Source organism: Mongoliitalea daihaiensis (assembly GCF_021596945.1).
GTDB lineage: Bacteria > Bacteroidota > Bacteroidia > Cytophagales > Cyclobacteriaceae > Mongoliitalea > Mongoliitalea daihaiensis.
This window is the reverse complement of the sequence record NZ_CP063779.1, coordinates 2,102,001-2,115,981: the sequence shown is the minus strand read 5'-3', so window position 1 is coordinate 2,115,981 and position 13,981 is coordinate 2,102,001. Positions and strand designations below refer to the sequence as shown.

The 13,981-nt window shown below is 39.9% G+C and carries 14 protein-coding genes; 5 read left to right on the top strand and 9 right to left on the bottom strand.

Features of this window, described 5'->3' with window-relative positions:
- Window positions 1-28 precede the first annotated feature (28 nt).
- From IPZ59_RS08995 to IPZ59_RS08985, 3 genes are read left to right on the top strand one after another with little or no spacing between them, the layout of a single operon-like run.
- Window positions 29-235, top strand: coding sequence for a helix-turn-helix domain-containing protein (locus tag IPZ59_RS08995; protein ID WP_236139526.1), 207 nt, complete (start codon window positions 29-31; stop codon window positions 233-235).
- 11 nt (window positions 236-246) lie between these two features.
- Window positions 247-1,632, top strand: a complete 1,386-nt coding sequence (locus IPZ59_RS08990; protein ID WP_236139525.1) for an McrB family protein — start codon at window positions 247-249, stop codon at window positions 1,630-1,632.
- On the top strand, window positions 1,629-2,987 hold the full coding sequence (locus IPZ59_RS08985) for an McrC family protein (RefSeq protein ID WP_236139524.1): 1,359 nt from the start codon (window positions 1,629-1,631) through the stop codon (window positions 2,985-2,987). The genes IPZ59_RS08990 and IPZ59_RS08985 overlap by 4 nt, the downstream gene beginning before the upstream one ends.
- On the opposite strand, the gene IPZ59_RS08980 is transcribed toward IPZ59_RS08985, so the two are convergent.
- Window positions 2,956-3,270 (bottom strand): hypothetical protein, encoded by a 315-nt coding sequence (locus tag IPZ59_RS08980; RefSeq protein ID WP_236139523.1) that lies wholly within the window; start codon window positions 3,268-3,270, stop codon window positions 2,956-2,958. The genes IPZ59_RS08985 and IPZ59_RS08980 overlap by 32 nt on opposite strands.
- Before the next feature lie 127 nt (window positions 3,271-3,397).
- Between IPZ59_RS08980 and IPZ59_RS08975 the strand changes: the two genes are divergently transcribed.
- Window positions 3,398-3,622: a hypothetical protein gene (locus IPZ59_RS08975; RefSeq protein ID WP_236139522.1), complete on the top strand. Its 225-nt coding sequence runs from the start codon at window positions 3,398-3,400 to the stop codon at window positions 3,620-3,622.
- 17 nt (window positions 3,623-3,639) lie between these two features.
- Window positions 3,640-5,484: a PLP-dependent aminotransferase family protein gene (locus IPZ59_RS08970; RefSeq protein ID WP_236139521.1), complete on the top strand. Its 1,845-nt coding sequence runs from the start codon at window positions 3,640-3,642 to the stop codon at window positions 5,482-5,484.
- A gap of 182 nt (window positions 5,485-5,666) precedes the next feature.
- Here IPZ59_RS08970 and IPZ59_RS08965 read toward each other — a convergent pair whose 3' ends face one another.
- The 8 genes from IPZ59_RS08965 to IPZ59_RS08930 all read right to left on the bottom strand — a co-directional run bounded on the left by IPZ59_RS08965 (window position 5,667) and on the right by IPZ59_RS08930 (window position 13,917).
- On the bottom strand, window positions 5,667-6,128 hold the full coding sequence (locus IPZ59_RS08965) for a GNAT family N-acetyltransferase (RefSeq protein ID WP_236139520.1): 462 nt from the start codon (window positions 6,126-6,128) through the stop codon (window positions 5,667-5,669).
- Window positions 6,129-6,632: 504 nt separating this feature from the next.
- Window positions 6,633-7,370, bottom strand: a complete 738-nt coding sequence (locus IPZ59_RS08960) for a LytR/AlgR family response regulator transcription factor (protein WP_236139519.1) — start codon at window positions 7,368-7,370, stop codon at window positions 6,633-6,635.
- Complete coding sequence (locus IPZ59_RS08955) at window positions 7,360-8,391, bottom strand: sensor histidine kinase (protein ID WP_236139518.1); 1,032 nt, start codon at window positions 8,389-8,391, stop codon at window positions 7,360-7,362. The genes IPZ59_RS08960 and IPZ59_RS08955 overlap by 11 nt, the downstream gene beginning before the upstream one ends.
- Before the next feature lie 55 nt (window positions 8,392-8,446).
- Entirely contained in the window at window positions 8,447-9,196 is a 750-nt protein-coding gene (locus IPZ59_RS08950) for a hypothetical protein (protein ID WP_236139517.1), read from the bottom strand.
- Between the two features lie 380 nt (window positions 9,197-9,576).
- Window positions 9,577-10,725, bottom strand: coding sequence for an MFS transporter (locus IPZ59_RS08945; RefSeq protein ID WP_236139516.1), 1,149 nt, complete (start codon window positions 10,723-10,725; stop codon window positions 9,577-9,579).
- Window positions 10,726-11,167: 442 nt separating this feature from the next.
- Window positions 11,168-11,656 (bottom strand): DUF6691 family protein, encoded by a 489-nt coding sequence (locus tag IPZ59_RS08940; protein WP_236139515.1) that lies wholly within the window; start codon window positions 11,654-11,656, stop codon window positions 11,168-11,170.
- Window positions 11,657-11,668: 12 nt separating this feature from the next.
- Window positions 11,669-12,250, bottom strand: a complete 582-nt coding sequence (locus IPZ59_RS08935; protein WP_236139514.1) for a YeeE/YedE family protein — start codon at window positions 12,248-12,250, stop codon at window positions 11,669-11,671.
- A gap of 284 nt (window positions 12,251-12,534) precedes the next feature.
- The gene (locus IPZ59_RS08930; RefSeq protein WP_236139513.1) at window positions 12,535-13,917 is read right to left on the bottom strand and encodes a hypothetical protein; all 1,383 of its coding nucleotides are present in this window, start codon (window positions 13,915-13,917) and stop codon (window positions 12,535-12,537) included.
- Between the last annotated feature and the right edge of the window lie 64 nt (window positions 13,918-13,981).

Genomic DNA, 13,981 nt, shown 5'->3' with positions numbered 1-13,981 from the left:
AATAGACTACATTTTTTCAGATTGCAATATGGATATCAAAGAAGCTTATGGGAAAAAAGTAAAGGCCGTTAGAAAAAGTCAGAATGTATCTCAGGAAAAGCTTGCTGAGCTGGCTGAGTTGGACCGAACCTACATTTCTGATATTGAAAATGGTAAGAGGAATGTTTCAATAGAAACTGTCTTAAAAATCGCTAAGGCGCTAGATAAGCCAATGGTTAGTTTTTTTGAGTTTTAATTTTTGAATAAATGATACAAAACGTAATTACTTTAATTAAAGAATGGGCTGCTGAATTTGGCGCTACTAATGAAAAGGAGTTCTCCAAATCTTACATTTTAAGGGAAAATATAAAGCCAGATGCATTAAAAGATAATGGAGCATTTTTCGGTTTTATCCATCCCGATGAGGAAACATCTGGAGCATATCATGATTATTCTTTTGTTATTTTTCCTACTGAAGAGGAAAAACCATGGGTGGTGTCTTTTTGTATTGGCTCGAGTAATTTTAAAAGAGATTACGAAATGGCAAGTCGTCCCGGGTTAAGGAGGTTATTTTCAAATCTAACCAACAATGACGGTTATTGCTCAACTGATTTTACAAATACTACTTCCTCTCTTCCTTCAAACTTTAGTAAAAAATCAAAAATTCAGCATCTATCAAGAACTATTGGAAAATATTCTAGTGTGATCAACAGTTGTCAAATCATTGAAAATCCTCTGAGTGAAGAAGGAAAGAAATACATTAAAGGCTTCTTAGCTGCATACGCTAAAGTAAGAGGATGGCCAACAAATCCTAAACATAGAGGTGCTGTTTTAAAAGCTTTAAAACCTTTTCAAAATGAAAAGCTAGAAGATGACCGAGATTTAATTTTCGAATTATTGAAAGAAAGGAGATTTGTAATCCTTCAAGGACCTCCAGGAACAGGCAAGACCACACTTGCCAAAGAAATAGCAACCAAATCTTCAGCAAAGAGTTTCTTTACCCAATTTCATGCTGAAACCACATATTCTGATTTCATTTATGGCATTAGACCTAATATTCTGAGTGGTGGCCTATCATATGAAGGCACTTTGGGTAATCTGGCTGAGGCAGTATTGTATGCAAGAGACTATCCGAACGAAAAAGTAGTTCTAATAATCGATGAAATAAATAGGGCAAACTTATCCAATGTCTTGGGACCAGTTTTTTATCTTTTTGAACATAAAATGAAAGAAGCAGATGTATCCATTAAAATTGCTCCTGGATTAGAAATTAAACAACTTCCCTCTAATTTCTATGTGGTTGCAACGATGAACACTGCTGACAGAAGTTTAGCGGTTGTTGATTTTGCCTTAAGAAGACGTTTTGCATGGTATACTGTCAAACCTAAACCAATTCAAGGTGCAAATTTTTATAAAGGTGACTTTAATAAAATTGCTGAAATTTTTGACTGGTATGCGACCTCTAATGAATTAAACCTTCAGCCAGGTCAAGGATACTTTCTTGCAAACTCAGATGAAGAAATGGAAAATAGAATCAGGTATGAAATTTTCCCTTTGATCAGAGAGTATATTCAAGAAGGTTTACTAACGTCTGCGATTGAAGAATTCAATAATTATTTTACTGATAGAATCAACCAACCACTCTTCGAATGACCAAAGATCAGGGCCTATTTTATGAAACCTCTTGTTTGACCGAAAGGTCATCATTACTAAGTGGTAAGGAATTGCAGAAGAAAGTATTTAAGGGAGCTGATAAAAGGATTATAGGTATTTATTTGCAAAAATTTATCCAATACAATTCAGAACTATTTAGCTTTTTGGGAATTGAAGCTAATATTGAAGGGTCAGATTTAAATGCTTCTATCCATTTTAAAACTTCCGAATTCATAGGTACTATTCCACTTAAAGCACCTGATACTGGAAAACAAATAGGTGATTTTGTTGTCTCTCCCAGATTTACAGGTAGTAATCGTTTTGAAGAATATGTTGAAATATTAGATCTATTAGGAGGTGAAATTAGTCCTGAATTTATTGAAAGTCTTCCATTGGCTTCTAAAAGAGCTTTCAGACCGCCGCTATATTTAGAAGCTGTAAAATTTATATCATCTTTAGAAAAACTAGTTAAACAACACTGGAGAAAATTTGACAATAAGGAAATTCAATTATACCAACCAAGTGGTCAAGTAAACTGGAATAAATATGCAAACCAAAGTTTTAAAGTTGAGCAGAGACTAGTTTACCCGACAAGAAAAAATTTTTTAAGCGAATTCCACTCGGAGTTTAGTGAAATCAGATTTGTGTACGACTTATGTAAATCAGAATTATTGAGCTCAAACACACCAGCAAGCATAAAGACTCCAATTTCAAAAAGGATATCTTTTTTGGATGAAAGATTATATTTCCACAAGCCAAAAATAACCTCAAAAATTCAAATAAATAATGCGGATAGTGCGTCGATAAAAGAATCAAAGCAAATTGCCAATAGAATTCTTAACTTCAATTTAATTGATGGAACAGCATGGAGAGTAGACTTTGCTGATGTTTTTGAAAAGTTTATTCAGCATATATTTAAGGAAGTAGCCAAATCGATAGGCGGTAAATTTATTCCCAACCTAAAAATTTACTCTAATGCTAAAAAGAGATTCCATTGGAGCTTAAGTAACTTAGAGCCGGACGGAGTATTGTTAAAAGATGATCAAGTGATATTTATAGATGCAAAATACAAGTCTCATCTCTATAATAAATTTGACCAAAGCGAGACGCTGAAGGAAGATCATAGAAGAGATTTGCATCAAATTCTAGCTTACAGCTCCTTTAATAATGCTAAAAACAAATCTGGTTTTTTATGTTATCCTTCCAATAAAATAGAACTCTCAAAAATTGAATATAATTTTTCTCAATTAGGATTTTGCAATCAAGTCCTATTGCTAGGAATCCCCTTTAGGAAATCAATTATTCCTGAAACCAAAAATCTTATTATTGAAAATCTAGAATTACTAAATCTCTAAAGATTCCGCTCTCCACCACCTCCACCACAATCCCTCCAAACCTATGTTCCTTAGCTTTGCATAACACTCCTCGGACATAGCACGTATCACCTGCATACTGCTCTCCTGTATCTTGATAGATTCCCTCGCAGCCTTGACCAAGAATGGTGGTATTGAAAAACTCTACCGGCCTACCCTCCTTGTCAGTAATCAATTCTACACAGGAATTACAGATATATTGAGGGTATCTTTGACTATACGTCACTTCACTTTGACATATCGGACAATGTTGTAGCTCTTTCATGAAGTAAATCTCCAAAATAAACCCTAACTTGAAAAATAATTGACAGCTATTGTCAGAATTTAAAATTCAGAGAAAGACCAAAAAACTACTAATCTACGCTTCTTATACCTCCTAAAATTTAACCCTTATGAAATCACTAAAAAAAATCCTTTATTTTGTTTTTATCATTTTAATTATCAGCAATATCTTTTCCATTATCAGCAACTGGAATACGGTAGCAGTCTACAGTTTCTTGGGCTTTGAAACCAATAAAGTGATCTATTTGATCATTCAACTTCTTTTTATCGCGGCCTTTGGCAGTAGCTTATATGCTATGATCAAGAAAGATAAAAATCAAGAAACACCGAATTAAGCAACGAAAAACAACCTATGAATCAACCCCACATTCAACAACAGCTTCAAACAATTTTGTCCCAAATGCCAGCGGATTGGCTCAAACTGACCACACACCGACTGGATATCTATGAAGAAAGACTGGCCAAAACACAATTTTTAGAACATTTTGAAAGGCTATTGACAAACGGAATCGTTGATGCTGAGCAACTCAATCAACTGCCTACAGCCTATGACTACATCCGCTTGGGGCATCCGTTGTCTAGCATTTTGGAATGGGCCATTGCTGAATTGAATCAATTGTCACCTGAGCATGTCATTAGCTTTTCCTCCAAGACAGCCCCTATTTTGGCTATTCTTCGAAAAAATCTAATCCTAGGCAAAAATACACAGCTACTCTACACCGAAGACATTTCCAGTTTCTTCAAAGCCGAATTAGTTAAGGAAATCTATGGCTACACATTTGAAATGAAAGACCTGCATGCTGATGATAATATGGGCAGTTTTGAGGGAAGCAGGGTTTTGATTACCCAATCCAGCCCTATCGGAGAAATACGAGATCATTTTAACAGTGATTTTGTAGTTACCACACATGGATCACTGGGAAGTATTATCTATGTTACCAAAAAAGAGCATGCAGATTACATTGCAGAAATACAGCATGTAAGACGCAGAGAAACGATTGCCATGACTCCCGTCAATTGCTTGACAGCATTGGAATTTTTAGCAGGAAAGCCCATTCAACTACTACAAGATGATCGAAATGCTCTCCATAAAGACCAGGTTTTGGCATCCATCGCCAACATTACTGGTACAGCTATCATGCCCTTGGTTGGCTCCAGCGGCTTATCCATTCAGTATGCCATTATGATGGGATTGATCCATCACGCCATGGAAAGGTACCCAGGAAAAGCAATCAAGTTTATCGTTCCTCCCAACTGCTATGGGGGTACCAATGATCAAGCGAGAAGAGTAGCGGCAGTTTTGCCACAAGTAGAGATCGTGGATTTACCAGTCGATGCTGGCAATGATATGAATCAAAGTCTCGAGAGGATATTAACTGAACTGGCTCAGCAAGATGCCATACCCTTTATCATCGCAGAGATCCCAACCAATCCAAGAGTGGAAGTTCCTGATTTGGATCGCCTAAAAGAAGTCTTAAGCCAAACTCGTCAAACCAAAAATGGAGAGACAGCCATTGAACCTGTTTTCATCTTGGATCAAACCTTCTGTCCCAACGTACACTTTTTGGGAGAGGGGGACACTCTTTCAACGATTCCTGCGATTGCATATGCCAGTGGGTCTAAGTTTCCCAGTGGGGGAGAATGCACCGCCGGCTATTGCGTAGCCAACCAACAGGCGGAGGAAATGATGGATAAGATCGGACTTCACTTAGCCCTCTGTGACAATGAGGCAACGGGACAGCAGTACGAAATTTTGAACAAACAGCTGCCTTCCATGAATCAGAGAATTCAGGATGCCTATGTGAACACGCGAGACTTTGTTAATTTCATTCAGGAGAATTTGCCAGCTGCCAAGATCAACTTTGTCTCCGAAGAACTGGCGGAACGAGGCTTCACTCCTTCTGTATTTTCACTAGACCTTCCAACCAAGGGGAATACGCCCGAGGAAAAAGAAGCTTACAAAAGGCAGTTAAACTTACAACTGATCGATTTGATGATCACCCAAATTCCTGATGAAAGCAAGTTCTGTGTGAGCTATGGACAATTGAAAGGCTGCTACTGGACCATTCCGGCCACCTCCACCCAAGGAACCACCAAAGAAGGAGACAAGGATTACATCGTCCGAGCCTCCGTTTCCCACAATATTGATTTGGAGCGACACAAGGAGGTTTTCATGGAGTTCATTCAGAGTATGTAAAAGACCTTTGTGACTTAGTGCCTTTGTGGCTAAAAGTATTTAAAATGCCACGAAGGCGCGAAGACTCAAAGTTGAGGTAAATAAAATACGAGTTAAAACTTTGTATAGGCTCTTACATAGAATTAACTCAGGATATCAAGACAATATCCATAAAAATCTTATCCGCTGCTGCGGATAAAGTATCAATAAATATCCTTTTTTACACAAACCATTTCAATATGTTCAATCCCATCTTCATCATAGGTCTCTCCATCAGATTGGAAACCCAGCGATTCGTAAAAAGCTAAGGCGTAGGTTTGCGCTCCAATTCGGATGTCGCAGGGACCAAAAAGCTGATGGCAATAATCCAAAGAAAGCTCCATCACTTTTCTTCCTAATCCCTCTCCTCGGTGTGCGGGAGACGACACTACCCTTCCAATTGAAACTTCTTCGTAGGATACACACGCAGGCACAATCCTCGTATAAGCCACCAAATCCAAATCTTGATACAAAAGCAAATGATGGCATTGCTGATCCTTATCATCCAAATCCAAGAAAACGCAATTTTGCTCTACCACAAACACCTCACTCCTCAAGCGTAATAGCTCATACAACTCATCTACACTCAATTCATGGAAGGCTTTTATAACATGTTTCAGATTCATACGCTTTGCAATTGATTTTTTTAGGATGGGCGAATATAATTCATAATCCAAGAAATCGGGAATTACAGGGTCAGCTTTGCATACTTTTCGAGATTTCATCGATGCCTCGGGATCAAACACAGATGAGGAGGTTTTTTAATTCTCTATCCATCCCGATAGTCCAGCTTTTAATGCCTACAATTTTGTCATACTAGCGATTGGCATAAGGCGATTGCAAATCTCCAATTATCTGTTTCCCGAAATTGAAAATTTCGAGAAGCTTTGCTGTCATTGCTGTTGGAGATTTTCCCTATGCATCGGGTCGAACCTAGATGAGTAGGGTTTGCAATGTGACAACTATTCTTTTCTGCCTCTTTTCCAACGTTCAAGCTCTCTGTGTTACTCTGTGACTGCTCTACGCACCTCTGTGAAACAGAGAAACAGTCCAGTTTAATTTGGCAATGACACCCTGTTCACTATGTCTCACTGTTAACTTCCCACTGTTCACTGCTCACTCCCCACTGTTCACTTTTCCACCCACTCCCGAAAAGCACTGGTATTCGCCTGACTGGTGATAAGCTTTTTTTCTGATCCTTGCATTTGAATCGCCAAATTGTTTTTCCCATAGCGCTCCATACGAAGGATACCTTTCTTGTGAACTAGTTCAGCCCTGTTGATTCTGAAAAACATCGAGGGATCTACTTTTTCCTCCAGCTCTTTCAAGGTAATCAAGCCCATCAAGTGAGTCTTCCCTTTCAAATCAACAGCTTTGACTACACCCTCTTCTGCTAGGAAATAGGCAATGTCTTCCACTTCCAAAAAGTAACTATCTCGTGGTGTATTGATAACAAACCTAGTTTTAAAACCTGAAAGATTTGAAGCCTGAGAGGTCAGGTTTTGCTTTGCAAACAGTACATATTTCTTCCATGCTTTTTCAAAACGCTCAAAAGTAAATGGCTTCATCAAGTAGTCAATTCCATTACTTTCAAATGCATTCATCGTATAGTCAGCATAAGCTGTCGTGAAAATAATCGGTGACTTTAAAGCGATTTCTTGATAAATATCAAAGGCATTTCCATCTAGTAAAGCAATATCTGACAAGATCAAATCTACCTTTCCTCCTGCTTCAAAAAATGAGATGGCTTCTTCCACCGTCGCGCACTCCGCTACAACTTGTACCTCCTCTTGCAATTGTCCGAGATAGCGTAATAGCTTTCTCCTAGCAGGCAACTCATCTTCTATAATCAAGACATCAATTTTCATTTTTGAAGATTAAAGGTAAAGTGACTTCAAATGTACGCTCGTTTTGCTGAACAAGAATGGCTTTTTCAGCCAATAACTCAAGCTGTCCACCCAAATTCAACAAAGCCCTACCGCCACCTTTCTTTCCTTGCTTTTTGGGCATCAAGGTATTGCTTACGAGTAGGGTTTGGGAGTAAATCATCAGCTTAATTTCAACAGGTGACCTTTCTGTTCCCAAATTGTGTTCGATGGCGTTCTCTATCAAAAGTTGTAGACTGAGTGCCGGCAAGAAAGCTTCACTTGGAATATCACCTGTGATTTGCAAACGATAAGCCTCCCCATACTTCTGCTTCATCAGTCTGAAATACCGCTTTGCAAAAGCAATCTCATCCTCCAAACTCACCAGTTGCTGATCTGAAGACTGCAATACATAGCGGTAGATATCCGAAAAATCATGCAAAAATACCGAAGCCTGTGCTTGGTCCTCTTCTATCAGTTGATCGAGTACGTTGAGGTTGTTGAAGAGAAAATGTGGATTCAGCTGAGCCTTAAGCTGGGATAGCTGACTTTCTATCTGAACTTTTTCAAGCATGGAAATTTTCTTTTTGTCTTCCTGATTTTTTTGGAAATAATAATGAGCCAAGAACAATCCTCCGTAGACAAATACATCCATCACATACTTGATATTGACGGTTGTCAACGTGGTGGCATTGAAATTACGCTCGACTGTGTCAAACGTGAGTGCCACTACAAATGCTAGCACATTATTCCCGGCCACATACAGGACAAGCGAGATCGAAAACACCGACAATGCATGGCGGATCGTGAGTTTTTCTTCAAACTTTTGGAGCACCAAGCCGATGATAACAAACAAGAGCAAAGCGTTCAAGAGTTGTCCAATGGCTGCATCCGGTGTGAATAAATGCCAGTGAAGGGACTTACTAAATGAAAACCGCTCCTGTACAGACTCCAAGTATGCGAAGATGACGACAAAGGTCAAAAAGTATTTGTTCAGATAAAGGGATGTGAAAAACTGCTTCATAGATCTCGTTGGGAAAGTAAAAATAGCCCTTTCTTTCAAAAGGGCTATAGCTAAATTAATTGGATTCGGCAGGAGGGAAGGAAAAGAGAACCTCACCCATCTCATTGAAGAAATCCAATTTGGCTTGATTGTCTTGATCCACGTAAAACATCGCCCTTGGCATTCCTTGATCGTCAAAGAGAAAGAGTCCATTGTTTTGACTGCCTGATTTGCCCAGCATGACTCTAGGGGCACCACCGACCAAGCCTTGTTCTTGGTATGCCATCATCTTGGCACGGGCAGCAGCAGGATCAGATTTTCTCAACTCCTGTAGTTCAGCCATGATTTCCATGGTTTGGAGTTGAGTTTCATTTTCCGCTCGATCCATGAAAACCAAGCTGCTGCTGACTCTTCTACGGTCTCCTTGCTTGGAATCAGTGGTCAATAATTGCATTACTTGATCCCCATCATACTGGTCAAAAGTTAAAGAAAGTCCGGCACTATGTCCATTTTCAGTCAATGCTCCATCATAGATAAAACCTCCACACTCTATACCGTCTTCATTGAAGAAAATCATTCCTGAACGCTTTTTTCTATCTGCATTGGTAGGTCGCTCATTGATTTGAGTATCGCCGTTGGGAAACTTTTCTACATTGGTGATGATCATTTTAACTGTTCCATCAGCCTCCACGATATTGATACGTTGCACATCGATTTCTTCAAAATGATGATGACCAGAATTTTTAAAGGCCAGAGATGCAAGGACGATGACCCCAAAGGCCAACGTGCTGGCAAAACTTCTGAGTACTACGAGTTCTTTGTTCATAAGTGATTGTTGTTATTGAATCATTGATGAACCAAAATTAGCCCCCTTAGCCTGCTCCTCCCCCTACAATCCAATGAGCTAAGGAATTAACCCAATAAGCCAAGGAAATACTCCGATCAATGGGAAAGGATGCAAGGAACTTCTCAGTTCACCAAAAAGTACCCCAGTAAGGATTCATGTAAAAAAAAGAACAATTGCATTCCAACCACCAAACCGTGGACCGCCGTCAGAGGACAGTTGACCTCCCCCCACTAATCACTTAATCAACTTATCACTCACCACCAACTGCTAACTGCTCACTCTTCACTGTTCACTACCCACTGTTCACTACTCACTGCTAACTGTTCACTGCCCACTGCTAACTGTTCACTGCCCACTGTTCACTCTTCACTAAACACCCCTACCCTCACCGAAGACAGCCACACAATCCCCAAGCCTGCTATTGCAACCAAGGTAAAAGAAGTCTTCAAACTCGAGAGTTCGGCAATGTATCCGATCAGTGGTGGGCCTACCAAAAACCCAAAGAATGAAATGGTCGACACCATAGCCAAAGCCACACCTGGGCTGTATAACTTAGATCTACCAGCGGTACTGTATGCAATAGGGACGATAGCTGCCACGCCAAAACCCACCAACAAAAACCCAATCGTCGCCACCACAGGTACCGGGAAGAGTACAGACACCATCAAGCCTGAAAATATCAAACCTCCGCTGATACGGATCAATGGCAATCGTCCGATTGTATTGATGATTTTATCCGTAATGAAACGCCCCGAAGCCATGGCCCCCATAAAAGACACATAACCCAAAGCAACCAATCCTTCCTCAATTTGTACTACTTTTTTAAAATACACCCCCGACCAATCAAACATACAGCCTTCTGCCATCATCCCCAAAAATGCAATTCCACCAACTCGCAACAGCAAGCCATCTGGCTTTTTGAGGACTAGGCCTCCTCCCCCTCCGCCATTTTGTAGATCACTGCGGATATAGCCCTGTGCCAAAAGCAGCACTACCACTACGATAGAAGAGATCACGAGGTAATGAAATCCCGGCAGTACATCTAAGTAAATCATCAAGGCGCCAATCCCCGCTCCTGTAAAACCCGCCAAACTCCATAAACCATGGAAAGATGCCAAAATACTTTTTCCATATTCATCCTCTAAACCAAGGGCTTGGGTATTGAGGGATATATTCATCATATTCCCGATCATCCCATACACCATTACCACCGGAACTAAGACCCAAATACTCGGACTAAATCCTATCAAGGGTAGAAAAATTAGGTACCCTACTCCACTCATCAGAATCACTAATCTACTCCCATAGCGATGCACCAAAAATCCTGCTGCCGGCAAGGCTATCAAAGACCCAATAGGTAAACCCAACAGAAGGGTCCCCAGTTGGGCTTCTGAAAGTTGGAATTTTAATTGGATATCAGGGATACGGGATGCCCAAGACGCGAAACAAAGACCAGCAAGAAAGAATAAACTCCCCAAAGCCAATCGCCTTTTTTGTAGGATATTCATAGGTAGGTTTGATATGGGACTAAACGAATGCTTGACTAACTGCGCTATTCATCATACGTGGGGGCTAATGAACGAACAATAAGCTCTCCATAGCACAAAGATACTGTTACTTTCAGCCAAATGCTTGAAAACACAAAAATTTCATAGCTCGTTGATCAGAGGATACACTCACATGGAAATAGTAAGACTGTAAATAAAACAATTAGAACCTTTGGGCTCATTTTTTGCCAAAAAAGCGGGAATCAAGGCCATTAATCAAGAAATAATCAACAAAAAAGCTATTCGACAAACAAAACAAAACACCAGCGGTTTCAATCCCATAACTATTGAATTATGGAATTTGTAATCGCTGGTGCTGTTATCCTCCTTGCCATCCTCATGATCCGAGTTATTGTCAAGAAGGTATTTTAATTGAACACTAATTTATCCGAAGTGGTGAATCTTAATTTGGTAATTTATCTGCGAATCGGCCGTACACCCAGGTACCTGCGATCGCTGACACCAAGGTTACCAAAATCACTGTAAACCCACTACCAATCTGTGCAAACAAAGGTCCTGGACAAGCTCCTGTCAATGCCCAACCTAGACCGAAGATAAATCCACCGATGATTTGACCTTTTCTGAATTCTTTCTTAGGAACCACAATCTTTTCGCCATGGATAGTTTTGATATTCAATCCCTTGATCAATTGAATGGAAATAATCCCAACTACAATTGCTGAACCGATAACTCCATACATATAGAAGGACTGCAAACGGAACATTTCCTGAATTCGGAACCACGAAACGATTTCACCTTTCACAAAGATGATCCCGAAAAGCATTCCAACGATTAAATATTTTAGCAGACCTATTCCATTCTCGTTAACCTCTTTGTGATTAGGTGTCCCGCAATCCTTAGGTGTTTCTATTTTTTTATCTATTACGCTCATCTTCTTATTCAATTAAAATCCTACAAGTTTCATCAATGGACCCAACAATACATGCGTCATCAAAAATCCACCAACCATAAAGAAGATGGTAGCGACTAGTGATGGCCACTGTAAAGAAGAGATTCCCATGATTGCATGTCCAGAAGTACATCCCCCTGCATATCGTGTACCGAAGCCTACCAAGAATCCACCGATGACAAAGAATAACAATCCTTTACCAGTGAATAGATTTTCCCAATTAAAGATCTCAGCGGGTAGTAATTGAGAATAGTCAGTAATTCCCAAAGCGGCCAAATCCTGTTGAGTAGCTTCTGCCACCAAAATAGTTTCAGGGTTTGCCAAGAAGGTAGTAGCAAGGAAACCTCCTACCAATACCCCTAACACAAACACAATATTCCACATTTCTTTTTTCCAGTTGTAGGTAAAGAAAGGGATATTTGCCGGTACACACATCGCACATACGTGTCTCAAGGATGATGAAATCCCGAAGGATTTGTTTCCGATGATCAACAGCGTGGGCACTGTCAATCCGATCAGCGGTCCAGCCACCCACCATGGCCAAGGCTGTGTGATCCATTCGATAAATTGTTCCATTTTTTATTTTAGAATTTAGATTTGTGATGTAAGATTTTATTTAAGTTCGTTATTCAACGTTTTTCATTCAATTCAACGAGAGGGTTGTAAATCCTCATTCTCTAATGACCGATTTTAGATTTATGATTTTAGATTTATTCAAGTAGGAATTTCGATCATTTTTCATTCCTAATTCCACTTTTGAGTCTTGAGTCTTGTTTCTTGAGTCTTGTTTCTTGTTTCTTGAGTCTCTCGGTCCCTGAGCCTTTCAACGGGCTTGAGTCACTAAACTCTCGCATCACGCCTCAAAACCTATAGTCCATCACTAGATTGATATTCCACATATCTACCCGATTGATTCGTTGATTATCTGTCAATACAGCTCGGTCTTTTGCAGTTTTATTGACGAGTAGTAAATTTAGATTTAGGCCTTCCAAGTATTCTTTAAATCGATATTCTACCCCACCGATGAAATGATAGTAGGAAGGTAGTCCATACTTATTGGTACTGTAATTATCCATTTTTGAATGATTCACAAGCCCTGCTCCAAATTGTGTAAACACATTGGGAAGAGGCGTCACCCAATCATACTTAAGGATCAACGCATTTAAATCACCTGCGCCTTCGTAGCGCTCCCTAGGAAGACTTGCATAGAGGATCTCCCTCCCCCACTCTCGAGGGAATAGAAATCTCCCCTTGTCAGAAACCCAGAGGTAATTTAACGATATATTATGGGTATTGTAAAAGAAACCCAATTTACCTCCTACACCTAGTGCTCGTTCATCTGGTAACATGTATGTAAAATCCGGATCTGGATTTCCACCGTCATTCAATGCAAATTGATAAAACCCTTGCAACCCTCCATAGAAACGTGTTCTGCCCAGATTTAGATTATAATCCGCTTGTGCAAAACTCATGTTAAACATATTTTCTGCGGTATAATTCCAAAACTGACCTGTAAACCCATCTTTGTAATGTTGTACTCCCAGAAGTCCAATCCCTTTAGAATTGATTTTGCCTTTGTAATTGGAAGGCTGCCCGAAAGGGTTTCTTCCAAAAGGATATACACCTACGGAGTTTTCCACTGTGTACCAATCTACCGTACCACGAATGGTCATGGAATTGATCCACATAGCCGTCCATTTGGTACTGACTCCAGAATACACCATGGAAAGTCCTCCAAATACGTTAGGCCTCATTCGGTTGTCCTGCTCATTCAGTAAAGGGGAAGAGACCTTTTGCCTCCCAAATGTAAATTTTAGACGGTTTTTTCTATAGGCAATGTACAACTCCTCCAAGCGATCTAACCTATTGGTATTGGTGAGATCGTTCATATCATAAAGCAAGAGTTCATAGCGATTGACACCCCCAGTGATTGGATCAGGAATCCTGATGTTATTTTCAAAAACCTGGAATGTGAAAAACCCGTTGAACCGAATCTGAAATCCTTTCCATTCTGGACTTGTGTACCCCACCCCTGCACCAGTAGCCAAGGTAGAATAGTTTAACAAATCTCCAGCGTTAATGGTCCCCATGAAGAAGCTTCTTGCATGGAAATCAAATTCGCCTTTCTTAAGATCATCACCTAACTTGCTTCGAACCTTGACAGAATCCTGCACCTCTGAAGCAGTAAGGCTAGAGACAAGGGCAATATTCAAGAGGGACACCGCAAGCAAAGTTTTAATCATACTCAAAATTGAGGTTTATAAGACTCGAAAAAAGTGACATTTATCACTTTATTGGCTTTGAAAT